Annotated in this window: 13 protein-coding genes; 11 read left to right on the top strand and 2 right to left on the bottom strand. The window is 65.1% G+C overall.

Features of this window, described 5'->3' with window-relative positions; all coding sequences use genetic code 11:
* Positions 1-34: 34 nt before the first annotated feature.
* A complete protein-coding gene (locus FLM21_RS02770) occupies positions 35-1,498 on the top strand; it encodes a hypothetical protein (RefSeq protein ID WP_148714100.1) in 1,464 nt (487 codons plus the stop codon).
* A gap of 37 nt (positions 1,499-1,535) precedes the next feature.
* Here FLM21_RS02770 and FLM21_RS02765 read toward each other — a convergent pair whose 3' ends face one another.
* On the bottom strand, positions 1,536-3,029 hold the full coding sequence (locus FLM21_RS02765; RefSeq protein ID WP_148714099.1) for an AMP nucleosidase: 1,494 nt from the start codon (positions 3,027-3,029) through the stop codon (positions 1,536-1,538).
* Between the two features lie 113 nt (positions 3,030-3,142).
* Between FLM21_RS02765 and modA the strand changes: the two genes are divergently transcribed.
* The 4 genes from modA (at position 3,143) to modC (ending at position 6,885) form a co-directional block, all read left to right on the top strand.
* Positions 3,143-3,871 (top strand): molybdate ABC transporter substrate-binding protein, encoded by a 729-nt coding sequence (modA, locus tag FLM21_RS02760; protein WP_148714098.1) that lies wholly within the window; start codon positions 3,143-3,145, stop codon positions 3,869-3,871.
* 110 nt (positions 3,872-3,981) lie between these two features.
* On the top strand, positions 3,982-5,118 hold the full coding sequence (locus tag FLM21_RS02755) for a hypothetical protein (protein ID WP_148714097.1): 1,137 nt from the start codon (positions 3,982-3,984) through the stop codon (positions 5,116-5,118).
* Positions 5,119-5,173: 55 nt separating this feature from the next.
* Positions 5,174-5,836: a molybdate ABC transporter permease subunit gene (gene modB / locus FLM21_RS02750; RefSeq protein ID WP_148714096.1), complete on the top strand. Its 663-nt coding sequence runs from the start codon at positions 5,174-5,176 to the stop codon at positions 5,834-5,836.
* On the top strand, positions 5,833-6,885 hold the full coding sequence (modC, locus tag FLM21_RS02745) for a molybdenum ABC transporter ATP-binding protein (protein WP_148714095.1): 1,053 nt from the start codon (positions 5,833-5,835) through the stop codon (positions 6,883-6,885). The genes modB and modC overlap by 4 nt, the downstream gene beginning before the upstream one ends.
* A gap of 142 nt (positions 6,886-7,027) precedes the next feature.
* Here the strand turns inward: modC and FLM21_RS02740 are convergent, their stop codons facing one another.
* Positions 7,028-9,049 (bottom strand): basic secretory protein-like protein, encoded by a 2,022-nt coding sequence (locus FLM21_RS02740; protein WP_148714094.1) that lies wholly within the window; start codon positions 9,047-9,049, stop codon positions 7,028-7,030.
* A 291-nt stretch (positions 9,050-9,340) separates the two neighbouring features.
* Here FLM21_RS02740 and FLM21_RS02735 point away from each other — a divergent pair, with 291 nt between their 5' ends.
* From FLM21_RS02735 to FLM21_RS02710, 6 genes are all read left to right on the top strand, one after another.
* Positions 9,341-11,575, top strand: coding sequence for an FdhF/YdeP family oxidoreductase (locus FLM21_RS02735; protein WP_148714093.1), 2,235 nt, complete (start codon positions 9,341-9,343; stop codon positions 11,573-11,575).
* Complete coding sequence (gene fdhD, locus FLM21_RS02730) at positions 11,572-12,381, top strand: formate dehydrogenase accessory sulfurtransferase FdhD (protein WP_148714092.1); 810 nt, start codon at positions 11,572-11,574, stop codon at positions 12,379-12,381. The genes FLM21_RS02735 and fdhD overlap by 4 nt, the downstream gene beginning before the upstream one ends.
* Positions 12,382-12,404: 23 nt before the next feature.
* Complete coding sequence (locus FLM21_RS02725) at positions 12,405-13,130, top strand: hypothetical protein (RefSeq protein WP_148714091.1); 726 nt, start codon at positions 12,405-12,407, stop codon at positions 13,128-13,130.
* A 72-nt stretch (positions 13,131-13,202) separates the two neighbouring features.
* Positions 13,203-13,913 (top strand): substrate-binding periplasmic protein, encoded by a 711-nt coding sequence (locus FLM21_RS02720; RefSeq protein WP_148714090.1) that lies wholly within the window; start codon positions 13,203-13,205, stop codon positions 13,911-13,913.
* 64 nt (positions 13,914-13,977) lie between these two features.
* Positions 13,978-15,957 (top strand): peptidase U32 family protein, encoded by a 1,980-nt coding sequence (locus tag FLM21_RS02715; RefSeq protein WP_148714089.1) that lies wholly within the window; start codon positions 13,978-13,980, stop codon positions 15,955-15,957.
* Between the two features lie 102 nt (positions 15,958-16,059).
* Positions 16,060-16,278, top strand: a complete 219-nt coding sequence (locus FLM21_RS02710) for a hypothetical protein (protein WP_148714088.1) — start codon at positions 16,060-16,062, stop codon at positions 16,276-16,278.
* The last annotated feature ends 43 nt before the right edge of the window (positions 16,279-16,321 follow it).

Raw genomic sequence — 16,321 nt, 5'->3', positions numbered from 1 at the left:
AACCAACCCTTTTTGCAATCTCTATTATTGATTTATGGATAACACTCATCGCGATTCAAAATCGACCCAACCCCCTCTCCCACCCGCCCTGGCAACGATCGCGATTGTTTCATTGCTCTGCTTTCTGCTGTTGCTCGCGATTCCCTTAGGGCAGAACGACACCAGCCTAGCAGGAGGCGTTTTCTGGCTGGCCCTGAACCTGCTCTTGCTGGGCTTTTGTTTCTTGATGAGCATTTTATTCAGCAGCATCTGCGCCGCAAAACAGAAAAATGCGTATTGGCTTCTAATTCCCGCACTGGCCATAATCGTGTGGTTGATCAAGGCAAACGAAGACCAAAAGGCAAAGATCAATCACTACAACGAGAAATCCCTGCAGATCGGGGAATTCACATTCCAGGCACCCATCAGAACAACCATCGATTACGTCGACCAACAACAGGAGGCAATGAAAACCTCCCGCTTGTTCTTCAAGAAGAAACCAATTGTAATTTGCGAGCGCGAACGAGATCGCGATCGTTGCGCCCCGATCCATGGCCGGATCTACACGCCACTCCCTTCCCTTGGCAAATCTGCACTATTGGTCCTGGCGGAAGCAAGCGATCGCGATTTCGCGGCAAAACCGGGGATGTTCTTGCTCAATGTTGTCGACGGCGGACCTTCGATTTCCCGGTTGTCGAGCACTGCGCCCCTGCCAACCAGACAATGCCAGCGCATGACCTATGTATCACTCAACAACGGCTTTTTCTACATTGACGAACATGGCGCCAAAACAAGCTCCTCACTCGATCCAACTGCAAAATATCTGATGTTGGATGCCCAAAATCTTCTCAACATCAAAACAGGAAAACTCCTTCGTTTGCCTAGGCGCTGCGTCGATGACACACCCATAAAATTCTCGCCTGATGAGAGATATGTGGTGACCTATAACTATGGCCACCCCTATAGCAAATTGATGTTATTCGACCTCTGGAATCCCTCTGCCCACCCTCGTTTGTTCACTATCCATCGCCAGCAAGAGGAGGATGCCATCGAAGAATCAAATCTGGCCGCCCAGTTCAGCATCTCATCCGATGGGCGTCTATCCGGGCAGGCAGGCATACAGCTGCAAGAACGACAAGGGGTTGCCACCATTTCAGTCAGCAAGCGTCGAGTCAGAACAGAGGAAGGCATTCGCATTCAGGAACAGAATGAGGATTTATATATCCGCCAAGAGCCCTACACCGCCATTTGCTCCTTGCTGTTGAACACGTACGGCACGACAACAATCCGTAAAGACAAGGACGGGTATGCTTATTTACTACTAAGCAACAATACGACCGAACAACCCAATTTGCGTTTTTATTGGGATAGCAACATCTATGTTGAAGATCCAGATTACGACAGCCCCACCCTACCCGACGACCTGAATTCCCTGATTCTCCGTTTGCAGGAAGGCGATACGGCCCCTATTCCGGTTAACCCAAAATGCGCCATACCGCCGGCCATGCCCGACTCCTAAGTCCGACTGCCCTTTTCTGCGCCAAATAGCGCCAAGCCTACTGAAACGCCACTTCCGCAAAACTGCGCAACTTGCGGCTATGCAGCGTCGCGGAGCCGCCCTTGCGCAGCATTTCCACGGCGCGGATGCCGATGCGCAGGTGCTGGTCCACCCGCTCGCGGTAGAAGTGGTTGGCCATACCCGGCAGCTTGATCTCGCCGTGCAGCGGCTTGTCGGAAACGCACAGCAAGGTGCCGTAGGGCACGCGGAAGCGGAAACCGTTGGCGGCGATGGTGGCGCTTTCCATGTCCAGCGCCACGGCGCGGCTCTGGCTGAAACGGCGCTGGGGCGTGTTGTCCGGCAGCAGCTCCCAGTTGCGGTTGTCGGTGCTGGCCACCGTACCGGTGCGCATGATGCGTTTGAGATCGGCCGGCGGCACCTGGGTGATCTCGCTTACTGCCTGCTGCAGCGCCACCTGGATTTCCGCCAGTGCCGGGATCGGCACCCATAACGGCAGGTCCTCGTCCAGCACGTGATCCTCGCGCACGTAGCCGTGCGCCAGTACGTAGTCGCCCAGCTGCTGCGTGGTGCGCAGCCCGGCGCAATGACCAAGCATGATCCAGGCGTGCGGGCGCAGCACGGCGATGTGGTCGGTGACGGTCTTGGCATTGGCAGGGCCGACGCCGATGTTGACCATGCTGATGCCGCTGCGGTCGGACCGAATCAGGTGGTAGGCCGGCATCTGCGGCAGGCGCGGCGGCACGGTGCCGGCGGCGTCGCCCGGCTCGGCCGGCAGACCACTGCGGCGGGTGATCACGTTGCCCGGTTCGACGAAGGCAATGTACTCGCTATCGGGCTTCTGCATTTCCTCGCGGCCCAGCTTCACGAATTCGTCGATATAGAACTGGTAGTTGGTGAACAGTACGAAATTCTGGAAATGCTGCGGGTTGGTGCCGCTGTAGTGACGCAGCCGATGCAGCGAGTAGTCGACGCGTGGCGCGGTGAACAGCGACAGCGGATACGGCTCGCCCGGCCCCGGCTCGTAGGTACCGTTGGCAATGCCGTCGTCCATCGCCGCGAGATCCGGCAGATCGAACAGATCGCGCAGCAGCACGCGATGGGCCGAGGTCATCTGGCCTTCCACATGGTCGTTCTCGCCAAAGGAGAAATGCACCGGCATCGGCTGGCTGCTGACGCCGACCTCGATCTCGCACTGGTGGTTTTTCAGCAAGAGCTCGAACTGCTCGAGGTAATAGCCGGCGAACAGGTCGGGCCGGGTCAGCGTGGTCTCGAACCGACCAGGGCCGGCGACAAAGCCGTAGGAGAGGTGCGACAGATCGCTCGGGAAGTGCCGGGCGGAGCTGTGCGTCTGCACCGCCACATAGGGATAGCACGCCCGTACCCGCTCGGGCAGCGTGCCTTGGCTGACAAAGCGCTGCATCGCCTCGCGCAGGTGGGCCACGCTGGCCTCGTAGATTTCACACACGCGGGCAAGCGCCTCGCCAGCATCGACAAAACGGGCGGGCGGCAGGAAGGCGGGCTGGTCGGTCATTTTGACTCCTGTTCGATCGGCGTCAGCTTAGCACTGCTCATTGCGCATCGGCAGAGGCTGGTCAGCATCGCGCAAGGCCGTTACAGTCCGCGCATCGTCCTTGGAGCTTGCCGATGCTGCGCCTTGCCTTGCTTGCCCTGTTCACCGCCCTGCCGTTGCATGCCGCCGAAGTGCGCATCGCCGTCGCCGCCAATTTCGCCGGACCGATGAAGGCCATCGCTGCCGATTTCGAGCGCGCCAGCGGCCACACCGTGGTCATGTCCTCCGGCGCCACCGGCAAGTTCTACGCGCAGATTGTCGCCGGCGCGCCGTTCGACGTGCTGCTGGCTGCCGACGACGAAACGCCGAAAAAGCTGGAAGACGAAGGCCAGGCCGTGGCCGGCAGCCGCTTCACCTATGCGGTTGGCCGGCTGGTGCTGTGGCGCGCCGAAGCCGGCCCGGTGGACGAAGCCACGCTGAAAGCCGGCAACTGGCGCAAGCTCGCCATCGCCAATCCCAAGGTCGCCCCCTACGGCCGCGCCGCCGTCGAGGCGCTGACTGCGCTCAAGCTTTACGAGGCCGTGATCCCGAAGCTGGTACAGGGCGAGAACATTGCGCAGACCCACCAGTTCGTCGCCAGCGGCAATGCCGATCTCGGCTTCGTGGCGCTCTCGCAGGTATTCGACGACGGCCACATCACCAGCGGCGCCGGCTGGATCGTGCCCGAGCAACTGCACCAGCCGATCCGCCAGGATGCCGCGCTACTCAAGCGTGGTGCGGACAATGCGGCGGCGAAGGCGTTGCTGGACTACTTGAAATCGGCGGCAGCCAAACAAGTGCTGACCCGCTTCGGCTATCGCTGATTCCTCTCCGCCGATCATCGCCGAGCAGCCACTGGCCGGCCGGAAAGCCATCGTACTTGCCAGCCCGGGCAGGGCTTCGTACAACGAAGCCCCCGACTATCGAGACTGCCATGACCCGCCGCGCCCTCCCGGTCTTGTTCACCGTGCTGCTTGCCGCTTGTGGCGGAGGTGAGGGCAGCGACGATGCAGCCCCCCAGTCGGCCGCGGCATCGTCACCCAGCCCCACGCCAGCGGTTGTCCCTGCCACCAGCCACGGTGCGCGCTATGTGATTCAGGGAAGCGGGTTTGGCAGCAAAGCCGATTACAACACCGACAATCATCGCTATTTCGGCCAGCGCCACCTGCTGGCTCGATTCAGTGATTTCGACAACGCCGTGGGTGGCGCACCCGCCAGCAACACCAAGGCCGGCTGGCAGGCGCAGCTCGACGGCATCTACCCTATCCTGACCTCGACCGATTTCAACAGCCAGGCCACGGCCTCCGGCGCCACGGTGCAGCTGAGTGGCGGCGTCACCCATTCCGGGCGCTGGCTGCGCCGCCAGATCACCCAGTCCATCCGCGATGCCTATCCAGCCAACTACCGGTTGCGCAACTGGAACCTGTGGGAGCGCAACGGTGACTACCCGCAGCTTTATGTGTCGTGCTACGTGAACCTCTCCACCATCGCCGCGCCGGGCAAGTTCATGCGCTTTTACTGGACCAACTCCAACGTGATCAACCACAACGTCTGGGTGGCCAAGGAAGGCAGCACGCTGACCGCCCGCGCCGAGGGTAGTAACGACGGCATGCCCGGCCTCTACGCCGACCCACCCGCCGGCTACAGCAACAACCGCTGGATGCGTTACGAGATCCTGGCCGATTTCGCCAATGACCGCATCGCCTTCTACGCCGACGGCCAGTTGCTGCGCGATGTATCGCGCAACTACCACGGTGAGATCAGCGGCTGGCTGGGCACCAGCGGGCGGCTCAACTACTTCCTGCTGTCCAACACCGTCGACATGAACGGCGAAGCCGGCGAGTTCATCGGCCACGCCATGCCCTACCTCGATTTCAGCCATCGCCGTATCGAGCTCGCCGACTCGGCGGTCTGGGCCGAGCGCAGCCGCGCCGTGGTCCAGGTGCCCACCCGCTGGACCGACAGCCAGATCGACATCGTGCTCAATCAGGGCGATTTCGCCGATCTGCGCAACAAGCACCTGTTCCTGCTCGACGGGATGACCGCGCGCTATCTCGGCCCCTTGCGCTGAAGCCAGCCGGTTGTGCGGGGCCAAACGCGCCGCTCCCTTGGTACGATGCCGAGCAATGAACGCCGAAACCTGGTCCGCCATCTGGCTCACCGCCCGCCTTGCGGCGGTGAGCACCGTCATCCTGCTGATCCTCGCCACGCCGCTGGCGTGGTGGCTGGCACGCTCGCGCACGGCAGCGAGCCGCGTGATTGGCGCAGTGGTGACGCTGCCACTGATCCTGCCGCCCACGGTGCTGGGCTTCTACCTGCTGGTGCTGATGGGCGCCAACGGCCCCGTCGGCGCGCTGACGCAGGCCATGGGCCTGGGGCTGTTGCCGTTCACCTTCACGGGCCTTGTCATCGCCTCGGTGCTCTATTCGCTGCCCTTCGCGGTGCAGCCATTGCAACAGGCGTTCGCCGCCATCGACGTGCGCCATTTCGAGGCGGCGGCCACCTTGCGCGCTGCACCATGGGATACCTTTCGCCACGTGGCGCTGCCGCTGGCCCGCCCTGGCTTCATCACCGCGCTGGTGATGAGCTTTGCCCATACCGTGGGCGAATTCGGCGTGGTGCTGATGATGGGCGGCAACATTCCGCGCGAAACGCGGGTGGTATCGGTACTGCTGTACGACCATGTGGAGGCGCTGGAATACGCGCAGGCGCACTGGCTGGCTGGCGGGCTGCTGGTATTCAGCTTTGCCGTGCTGCTGGCGCTGCAGCTGTGGCGGGGCAAGCGATGAGCATCGGTGCCGATTTCCGCCTCGCCCGCGCCGAATTCACGCTCGACGCCACCTTCACCTTGCCCGGCAGTGGCATCAGCGCGCTGTTCGGGCCATCGGGATCGGGCAAGACCACGCTATTGCGCTGTTTGGCGGGGCTGGAGCGCGCCGATGGCTCGCTCACCGTGAACGGCGCGCGCTGGCAGGACGGCGACGCGTTCGTGCCGACGCACCAGCGCAGCGTGGGGCTGGTGTTCCAGGAAGCCAGCCTGTTCCCGCACCTGTCGGTGCGCGGCAATCTCGAATTCGGCTGGACCCGCGCCGCGTGCCAAGCGGATTGGCATCGCGTGATCGATGCGCTTGATCTCTCGCCCTTGCTCGAGCGGCGCACGCCGCAATTGTCCGGCGGCGAGCGCCAGCGCGTAGCCATTGCCCGTGCGCTGCTGGCAGCGCCGGCGCTGCTGCTGCTCGACGAGCCGCTGTCCGCGCTCGATGCGGCGCGCAAGGCCGACATCCTGCCCTACCTCGCCGCGCTGCCACGCACCTTCGATCTGCCGGTGGTGCTGGTCAGCCATGCGATCGCCGAGGTGGCACAACTGGCCGACCACCTGGTCTTGCTGGAGGCGGGCCGCGTGCGCGCCAGTGGGCCGTTGTCCGCCACGCTATCGCGCTTCGACTTGCCACCGGCGTTCGACGATGCGCTGTCAGTGGTACTCGACGCCACGGTGGGCGAGGTCGCCGCGGATGGCCTCGCCGCGCTGCATGTCGGCGCCATCACGCTGTGGGCGCCGCTCGATGCCGCCCGTAGCGGATCATCCCTGCGGCTACGCATCGCCGCGCGCGATGTGAGCATCGCCCTCTCCGACCAAGCGGATACCAGTATCGTCAATCGCCTGCCGGCACGCGTCGCCCGGCTGGCCCCCGCGGCGCAGACAGCCCACATGCTGGTCGAACTCGATTGCCACGGCACGATGCTGGTCGCACGGATCACCCGGCGCTCGACAGCACAGCTGCAGCTGGCCCCGGGCATGGCGGTGTGGGCGCAGATCAAGTCGGTGGCGCTGTGCTGAGCCCTGCCAGCAGAAACTGACCACGCACCTTGTTGATAAAAAAACACCGGCGCAAGGCCGGTGTGCAATCAGGAGGAGAAGGAAAGTCGCCCCGGCCGGCGCCATGCCACATGGGCACGGCCCCGAACCGGCAGGTTCAGGATCAATACGGGTTCTGTCCCACGTAGTTGCCACCGGGGAAGTAGTTGCACACCCACACTTCCTTGGTATTGCCGCCGCAGCGGGCGCGGCCGCAACCGAGCTGGGTGGAGTTCTTCCACACCACCTGCGTGTAGTGGCCGCACACCTTGCCGGCGGCGCAGCTCTTGGTGGCGAAGCTGTAGTTGGGCTTCTCGCTCGCCCAGGAATCGACCACCTGGGCCGGGCTCCAGCGATAGTCCGGCGTGGGGTTGGAGCCCCAGCCGCCAAACAGGTTTTCGCCCATCCACTGGCCCTGGAAGCTGTGGCCGCTGTGCTTGAGATCGCAGTTGTTGGTGGCGGCAAGCTCGTCGGCCCAGCCTTGGGCACTGGCGGCGAGCGCGTTGTCCCAGCGCATTGCGGGCAGGCCAGCGTTCTCCCCGGCGCGCACCGTGTTATGCGCGGCCAACAGGCCTTGCGCCGCCGGAGTATCGCCGGTCAGCACGCCGCCGGGCAGCGGTGTGGGCGTTGGCGTGACGCCACCGCTGCCGGTCTTGGCGACGCGGAAGGAGGACATCGCGTCGTTGAAGCCGCGGCCGACCAGATTGGGCTCGTCGGCGGTCAGCGCCAGCCGGCTGCCGGTGTAGCTGGTGCCGTCATAGAGCTCGACCTGGTAGCCGGCCTGCACCTTCACCGACGAGGCGCCGTTGTCCCAGCCACCGCTCAGCACTTCGGTCGCGCCTTCGTTGCTGCAGAACACCTTGCCCGCGTAGTTGATGTGCTCGTAGAAGCACACCGCGCCGGTGGTCGGCAGGGCCGGGTTCAGCGCCTGCTGGTATTCCGCCCACAGCGTGTCGACCGACTTGCCGGTGTCGCTAGCAAAGAAGGCGGAGGTCCACTGCTTGCGATCACGCGAGCTCAGCGCCTGGTTCAACCGGTAGACAAAGCCGGGATAGCGCTGGTCCAGCCAGTCGAGGAAGAAGGCGGTGGTGTCGTAGGCATCCTTCCAGCTGCCGCCGGGGCGGCGATTGGCCAGCGTCTTGTAGCCGTTGCGATAGCGCACGAAGTCGGCGATGCCTTCGATGATGGCGCCACGGCCTTCCGCTTCGGCCGCATCGCGGTCGTTGTTCTGGTAGATGTGGGTGACTTCGTGGGCGAACACGCCCAGCGTTTCCTTCACCGGATCCGAATGGCCGGCGATATAGCTACTCGACAGCGTGATCTCGTTGCCACCGGCGTAGGCGACGCCGTCCATGGCCTTGATCACCACACGCAGCGTGGCCGGCTGGTTCTCCACCTCGGTCGGCGACTTGAACAGCACTGCACAATCGTTGCGTGCGAACTGGGCGATGGCCTGGCGCAACTGATCGAGCGTGGCCTTGCTGGTGAAGGCGGCAAAGCCCACCGGATCCTGCAGATCGATCACCACCGTCGGATTGCACGCTGGATCGAACTGCGCGCTGTTCGGCAGCGCGGCAACGAGGCCGCCCGGTACCGGCGTCGGCACGGCGGTGGGGCGTGGCGTTGGCGTCGGGATGGGCGTGGGCCGCGGAGTCGGTGTCGGGGCAAGCGTCGGCACCGGGGTTGGACGCGGGGTCGGCGTGGCCGTCGGCAACGAAGTAGGCCGGGGCGTTGGCGCCAATGTCGGGGTTGGCCGCGGCGTGGGCGTTGCGGTGGGGCGTGGCGTCGGCTGCGGCGTCGGGCCGGCCACCTTCACCACGCGGTACGACGAGGCGGCATCGTTGAAGCGGCGGTTGACCAGATTGGCCTCGCTCGTGCTCAACGCCAGTGCGCGGTCAGCCTGGTTGATGTGCTCGAACAGCTGTACCTGATAGCCCGACTCCAGCTTTACAGAGGAGATGCGGTCGTTCCAGCTGCGCAGATCGACGTTGGCCGTGCCTTCGCCGACGCAGAAGCTCGCCCCGGTGTAGTTGATGTGTTCGTAGAAGCAGGCGGGCGATGCGCCCAGCGCGATGGCAGACAGGCCCAGGCTCGCCAGCGCGACAGCCAGGCGCGAACGCGCCAGCCAGTGCACGGGATGGTTCATGCGTGTTTACTCCTCAAGACTGCATGCAGTTGGATGACTGCACTCGCGTCTCGACTCCAAGCATCCCGTGGGCGAGCGGGCCGGGCCATGGTCTGGCCTCTGGCGCGCAGCTTGCAATTGACGGCCCATGCGCGCAACGCAGCGACGACGGCCAGACGCTTTCGCGGTGCGAACGGCATCCGCGCCGTGGCGCGTACCCAACCGGCTGCCGGTCAGGGGTGACGGGTGGCAAGCGGCTTGCCAAAGCGGTGACGGCATCGCACCATCAATCGATCACGCGAGCGATGCCACATGAGCAAACCGACCACTCCCCCCGCCGGCGGCTGGGGCGCGCTGAAGACCACGCTGCAGCGGATCGAACCGGGCAATGCCCGGATCACGTTGAAAGCCTTGATCCGCGCCAACCAGCCCGAAGGCTTCGACTGTCCCGGCTGTGCTTGGCCGGACAAGCCGGGTGCCGCCATCCAGTTCTGCGAGAACGGCGCCAAGGCGATCACGCACGAGATCACCGCCCATCGCGTCACCCGCGAATTCTTCGCCGCGCATACGGTGACCGAACTCAACACCTGGGATGACTACACGCTGGAGCAGCAGGGCCGGCTCACCGAGCCGATGCGCTACGACGCGGCGAGTGACCGCTACCTGCCTGTCGCTTGGGACGATGCCTTCGCGCTGATTGCGCAGCACCTCAACGCCATCACGCCAGATCAAGCCCTGTTCTATACCTCCGGGCGCACCGGCAATGAAACGGCCTTTCTTTACCAGTTGTTCGTGCGCGCCTACGGCACCAACAACCTGCCCGATTGCTCGAACATGTGCCACGAGCCCAGCGGCCGGGCGCTCAGCGCCAGCATCGGCACCGGCAAGGGCACGGTGACGTTGGCCGATTTCGAGGCCGCCGAGGCGATCTTCATCTTTGGCCAGAACCCCGGCACCAATCACCCACGCATGCTGGGTGAATTGCGCGAGGCCGCTCGGCGCGGCTGTCGCATCGTCGTGTTCAATCCGTTGCGCGAACGCGGGCTGATCGCGTTTCAGGACCCAAAGAGCCCCACCGAGATGCTGGGCAATGGTGCCACCGCCATCGCCACCCGCTATTTCCAGCCGCGCATCGGTGGTGACCTCGCCATCGCCAAGGCGCTGATCAAGCACGTGCTGGAAACGGGTTGCGAGGACGCCGAATTCATCGCCCGCCACACCGACGGCTTTGCCGCGCTCGCCGCCGACATTGCCGCTACTGGCTGGGATGAACTCGCCGATCATAGTGGCCTCAGCATCGGCGAGCTGCAGGAGGCCGGCGCGATCTATGCCGCCAGCGGCGCCACCATGTTCACCTGGGGCATGGGCATCACCCAGCACGCCGATTCGGTCGCCACCATCCAGATGCTGTGCAACGCGCTGTTGGTACGCGGCAACATCGGCAAGCCCGGCGCCGGCGCCTGTCCGGTACGCGGACATTCCAATGTGCAAGGCGATCGCACCATGGGCATCAACGAGCGCCCGAGTGCGGCCTTTCTCGCCAGGCTGGAGGAAGCCTGCGGCTTCACGCCGCCCCAGGCGCACGGCCACAGCGTGGTGGAGGCCATCGCCGCCATGGCGGGGGATCGCGCCAAGGTGTTCATCGCGCTGGGCGGCAACTTCGCCGCCGCCACGCCGGATACGGTGGCAACGCAAGCCGCGCTGCGCCGCCAGGCGCTCACCGTGCAAATCTCCACCAAGCTCAACCGCTCGCACCTGATCGTGGGGCGGGACGCGCTGATCCTGCCCTGCCTTGGCCGCACCGAGATCGACGTGCAGGACGGCACGCCGCAGCAGATCACGGTCGAGGATTCGATGAGCATGGTGCACCTGACGCGCGGGGTGAAGCCGCCCGCGTCCGAACATCTGCTGGCCGAGCCGGTGATCATCGCGCGTATGGCCGCGGCGACGCTGGCCGAGCGTAGCCCCGTCGACTTCATTGCGCTGACCCGCGACTACGACCGCATCCGCGAGCTGATCGCCGCCGTGGTGCCGGGCTTCACTGACTTCAACCAGCGCGTGCGCGAGCCGGGTGGCTTTTATCTGGGTAACAGCGCGCGCGAACTCGACTGGCGCACGCAAAGCGGCAAGGCCCGCTTCGTGGTGCATCCGCTCAGCGCCCCGCTGCTGGACCGGCTCGCCGCACTGACCGATCAGCCGCTCTACACGCTGATGACAGTGCGCAGCCACGATCAGTACAACACCACCGTCTACGACCTGAACGACCGCTACCGCGATATCAAGGGCGAACGCCGCGTGGTGTTCATCCACCCGGACGACCTCGCCTCGCGCGGCTGGCAGGCGGGGCAGCAGGTCGACCTGGTCTCGGTGTGGTTCGACGGCGAGCGCAGTGTGACGGACTTCCGACTACAGCCCTACGACATCCCGCCCGGCAGCCTTGCCGCCTACTTCCCCGAGACCAACCCGCTGGTGCCGCTGAGCCACCACGCTGTCGACGCGCAGACGCCGGCGAGCAAGGCGATTCCGGTCTATCTGGTGGCGCGGTGAATCACTCAGCCCTGTGCTGGCAGGCGGGTGCGCTCGCTGCGCGCGAGGAAGCGCTGGCCGACGAGGCGCCGGTGGCGCTGGTCTACAACGGCGTCTCGCACGCAGTGATGCTGGCGAGCCCGGGTGATCTGGAAGACTTCGCCATCGGCTTCACGCTCACCGAGGGCATCGCGGCTTGGCACGAGATCGTCGACGTGGCGATCGTGCCGGTGGCGGCCGGCGTCGAGGCGCGGGTCACGCTGATCGAATCGCGATTCCAGGCACTGCAGGCGCGGCGGCGGCAGCTCGCCGGGCGTACCGGCTGCGGGCTGTGCGGCATCGAGCATCTGGAGCAGGCCTTGCCAGCCATTGCACCGATCGCCAGTGATTTCCGCACCACGCCCGATGCGGTGCTCGCTGGCATGGCACGGCTGGCAGCGGCGCAGCCATTGAACCAGGCCACGGGTGCCGTGCACGCAGCGGCTTGGCTGGCTGGCGACACGCTCACCGTGCGCGAGGACGTGGGCCGGCACAATGCGCTCGACAAGCTGGTCGGTGCGCTCGCGGCCGCGCGCGCGCCGCGCGACGGCGTGCTGCTGATGACCTCGCGCGCTTCGTCCGAGATCGTGCACAAGGCGGCCAGCGCCGGCTTGCCCATCGTCGCGGCGATCTCGGCGCCGACGCGGCTGGCGGTCTCCCTTGCCGAGCAAGCCGGCATCGCGCTGATCGGCTTCGCCCGGGGCGAACGGTTGACGGTCTACAGCCATCCGCAGCGCCTGGGGCTCGTGGCCACGCCCGGGGCAACCACTTCGGCTATATCCAGATAGCCCCCGCCAGCAATCGACCTTCCATGAAACTGCTTCCGACGCTCAGCCTGCTGTTGACCACCCTGCCAGTGCTCGCCACCGAGCCCATGCCCATCCTGTTCAACCAGCGCCCGCCGCTCTACTACATCGAGGCCGATGCCAGTGGCCAGCCGGTGTATGCCGGCCATGTCTACGAGAAGGTGCGCGATGCGCTGCTGCGCGCCGGGCTGCAGGCGCAGTTCCGCGAAATGCCCGGCGCGCGCGTGGTCTCGCAGGTGAAGGGCAACGCCGAGCCGCTGTGCGCGATGGGTTGGTTCAAGACCCGCGAGCGCGCAACGTTTGCGCAATTCTCGGTGCCGCTGCATCGCGATCGCGCCTGGGTGATCGTGACCCGGCCGGAGCACGAGGCGGAGATCCGCAAGCTCGGCTCGCTGAAGGCCGTGCTGGCCAAGCGCACGCTGTCGGCGACGCTGATCGGCGGCATCTCGTTCGGTGACACCATCGACAGCCAGCTGAAGCGCTATCCGGTGGAGCGGGTATCGGCCGGGCCGACCACGGTGCTGAAGATGATCGAGGCCGGCCACGGCGAATACACCATCGTGCCCATCGATTCACTGGAAGATCACCTGACGCGCGTCGATCCGCAGAGCCCGTTGCGCGCGGTGACGCCGAGCGATGTCGAGGGCGAGCTGGTCTACCTGATGTGCAACAAGCGCGTGCCGCCATCCTGGCTGGGGCAGTTCAACGCCGCCTGGCAGGCGGGGCGCTGAACGGCAGCACCCCGGCTGGCATATCGGCATCACCCGGTCGACACTGTAAGCATTCCGCTTGCGGCCACTGCCATGCATCGCCTTGCCCTGCTGCTTGCCATGCCGGCGGTGCTGGCCGCCGAGCCGCGCCTGACCATCCTCTACCACGACCGCGCACCGCTGTATCACCTGGGGCACGGCGGCCGGCTCACCGGCACGGTCTACGCCAACGTGCGCGCCGCGCTCGATGCGGCCGGGCTCGATGCCCAGTTCGTGTCGGTGCCAGCCAAGCGCCAGCTCGCCGAAGTCGAGCGCAATCAGGCGCCGGTCTGTGCGCTGGGCTGGCTGATGACGGCAGAGCGCCGCCGCTATGCCCGCTTTTCCGCCCCCATCCACTACGAGCGCCCCTGGCTGGTCGTCACCCGGCGCCAGCACACCGTGGCCGTGCGCCAGCTCGGCGCACTGCACGCACTGCTGCCGAGCGACCGGCTGCAGCTGATCCTGCTCGACGGCGCAAGCTACGGCAGCTACATCGACGGCCTGCTGCACCGCCAGCCGGCCATCCGGGTGACCACCGACGCCGACAACCTGCTGCGCATGCTCGATGCCGGCCGTGGCGACTACACGATCCAGCCGCCGGACGTACTGGAGCACTATCTCGCCACCCATCCGGAGAGCCAGCTGCAGTCGCCGATGCTGGCCGACGTGATCGGCGAACCGCTCTACCTGATCTGCAGCCGGCGCGTGGACGAGGATTGGCTGCACCGTTTCAATGCCGCACTCAAGGTGAAGCGACCGCGATAAGCGTGAGCGACAAGTCGTTGAATCCTATATACTTCCGCCCCTTTCCCGTTCTGTTCTCCGCGCCATGAGCCTCGCCCCGCACCAACTGGAACTGCTGTCCCCCGCCAAGACGGTCGAGATCGGCCGCGAGGCCATCCTGCATGGCGCAGATGCGGTCTACATCGGCGGCCCCACCTTCGGCGCGCGGCACAACGCCTGTAACGAGGTGGGCGAGATCGCGGAGCTCGTGAAATTCGCCCACCGCTATCACAGCCGCATCTTCGTCACGCTCAACACCATCCTGCACGACAGCGAGCTCGAACCCGCCCGCAAGCTGATCCACCAGCTGTACGACGCGGGCGTTGATGCGCTGATCGTGCAGGACATGGGCGTGCTCGAGCTCGACATTCCGCCGATCCAGCTGCATGCCAGCACGCAGTGCGACATCCGCACGCCGGAAAAAGCGCGCTTTCTTGCCGACGCCGGCTTTTCCCAGGTGGTGCTGGCGCGCGAGCTGACACTGGACAAGATCGCCGCCGTGCGCGCGCAGTTGCCACTCGATACCACCATCGAATTCTTCATCCATGGCGCGCTGTGCGTGGCCTACTCGGGCCAGTGCAACATCAGCCACGCCGACACCGGCCGCAGCGCCAATCGCGGCGACTGCTCGCAGGCCTGTAGATTGCCGTACACGCTGACCGACGGCGCCGGTCGCGTGGTGGCGTTCGAGAAGCACCTGCTGTCGATGAAGGACAACGACCAGAGCCGCAACCTGGAAGCACTGATCGATGCCGGCGTGCGCAGCTTCAAGATCGAGGGCCGCTACAAGGACATGGGCTACGTGAAGAACATCACCGCCCACTACCGGCTGCTGCTCGACGAGATCCTTACCCGCCGGCCCGAGCTGGCCCGCGCCGCCTCGGGCAGCACCGAGATCTTCTTCTCACCCAACGTCGACAAGAACTTCCACCGCGGCCACACCGACTACTTCGTGAACGGCCGCGAGGACGGCGACATCGGCGCCTTCGATTCGCCCAAGTACGTCGGCATCGAACTGGGCCACGTCACCCGGATCGGCCCGAAGTGGTTCGAGCTCGAGGCACTGGAGCCGCTCGCCAACGGCGACGGCCTCAATTACATGAAGAAGCGCGAAGTGGTCGGCCTGCAGGCGAATACCGTTGAAAAGATCGGCGCCGGCGAGGGCGGCAGCACCGTGTGGCGCGTATTCCCGAACGAGCCGATGAATACGCTGGAAGGGCTGAAAACAGGCCTCTCCATCAACCGCAACCGCGACCATGCCTGGGAGAAGGCGCTGACGCAAAAGTCGTCGGATCGCCGCATCGCTGTCTGGCTCAGCCTGGCGGAAACCGCCACTGGCCTCGCGCTGACCGTGACCGACGAGGATGGCATCCGTGCGACCGCCACGGTCGACACCGTGCTCGAAGCGGCCAAGGATGCGGCCCGCGCCGAGGGCGGGCTGCGCGATGCCCTCGCCAAACTGGGCAACACCATGTTCACCGCGCACGAGGTGGCACTGGCGCTGACGCAACCATGGTTCGTGCCCAATTCCACGATCAACGCGCTGCGCCGCGACGCGATCGAACGCCTGGAAGCCGCCCGCCTCAAGGCCTGGTTGCGCCCCACACGCAAGACGCCGGTCGAGCCGCCTACACCCTATCCGGACAAGGCACTGACCTATCTGGCCAATGTCTACAACCAGAAAGCGCGGGACTTCTACACCAAGCATGGCGTCGAGCTGATCGCCGCGGCCTACGAGGCGCACGAGGAACCGGGTGAGGTGAGCGTGATGATCACCAAGCACTGCCTGCGCTTTTCGTACAACCTCTGCCCCAAGCAGGCCAAAGGCGTGATCGGCGTGAAGGGCCAGGTGCGCGCCGAGCCGATGACGCTGAAGTCGGGCAACGAGACCTACACCCTCAAGTTCGACTGCAAGCCGTGCGAGATGCATGTGATCGGGAAGATGAAGCCGCATATCTTCAATTCGCCGCCGCCTTCCATCATTCCGGCGCAGCCCATCACCTTCCACAAGACCCGGCCAACCTGAAACCGGCTGCGGCAACCGGGCGAAGCGGTGCGACTTTTACACGATCGCGCCGCAATGAGGGCGGCGTATAGTGAGGCTCTCCATCGCATCAGGAAGCCCGCCATGCCGGTACTGCCCGAGCACTTCGCCACGTTGATCGCCCAGGTTCAGGAAAGCGGCAGCTTGCGTGCCTACGAGGCAGCGCAGCAGCTGGAAATCCTCAAGGCCGAGATGACCGACGAACAACGCACGGCCTATACCGCCGCCCTCGGCAGCGCCGCCCATGTCCGCCAGAAGACGCTGGACGAGGCAGCGGAACGGGAACGCGCAGAGCGTGAGTAGGCAGCCTGCGGGAATACCGCTGACGAGCAGCGTCCGGTACGGC

This window comes from Chitinolyticbacter meiyuanensis, assembly GCF_008033135.1.
Lineage (GTDB): Bacteria > Pseudomonadota > Gammaproteobacteria > Burkholderiales > Chitinibacteraceae > Chitinolyticbacter > Chitinolyticbacter meiyuanensis.
The sequence above is the reverse complement of the archived record's forward strand: the minus strand, read 5'-3'. Positions and strand labels throughout refer to the sequence as shown.

Coding starts and splice junctions, on each gene's coding strand:
- FLM21_RS02765 (WP_148714099.1), bottom strand. CDS start 3,029: ATGACCGACCAGCCCGCCTTCCTGCCGCCCGCCCGTTTTGTCGATGCT.
- FLM21_RS02755 (WP_148714097.1), top strand. CDS start 3,982: ATGACCCGCCGCGCCCTCCCGGTCTTGTTCACCGTGCTGCTTGCCGCT.
- FLM21_RS02710 (WP_148714088.1), top strand. CDS start 16,060: ATGCCGGTACTGCCCGAGCACTTCGCCACGTTGATCGCCCAGGTTCAG.
- FLM21_RS02715 (WP_148714089.1), top strand. CDS start 13,978: ATGAGCCTCGCCCCGCACCAACTGGAACTGCTGTCCCCCGCCAAGACG.
- FLM21_RS02740 (WP_148714094.1), bottom strand. CDS start 9,049: ATGAACCATCCCGTGCACTGGCTGGCGCGTTCGCGCCTGGCTGTCGCG.
- modB (WP_148714096.1), top strand. CDS start 5,174: ATGAACGCCGAAACCTGGTCCGCCATCTGGCTCACCGCCCGCCTTGCG.
- FLM21_RS02735 (WP_148714093.1), top strand. CDS start 9,341: ATGAGCAAACCGACCACTCCCCCCGCCGGCGGCTGGGGCGCGCTGAAG.
- FLM21_RS02725 (WP_148714091.1), top strand. CDS start 12,405: ATGAAACTGCTTCCGACGCTCAGCCTGCTGTTGACCACCCTGCCAGTG.
- modA (WP_148714098.1), top strand. CDS start 3,143: ATGCTGCGCCTTGCCTTGCTTGCCCTGTTCACCGCCCTGCCGTTGCAT.
- modC (WP_148714095.1), top strand. CDS start 5,833: ATGAGCATCGGTGCCGATTTCCGCCTCGCCCGCGCCGAATTCACGCTC.
- FLM21_RS02770 (WP_148714100.1), top strand. CDS start 35: ATGGATAACACTCATCGCGATTCAAAATCGACCCAACCCCCTCTCCCA.
- FLM21_RS02720 (WP_148714090.1), top strand. CDS start 13,203: ATGCATCGCCTTGCCCTGCTGCTTGCCATGCCGGCGGTGCTGGCCGCC.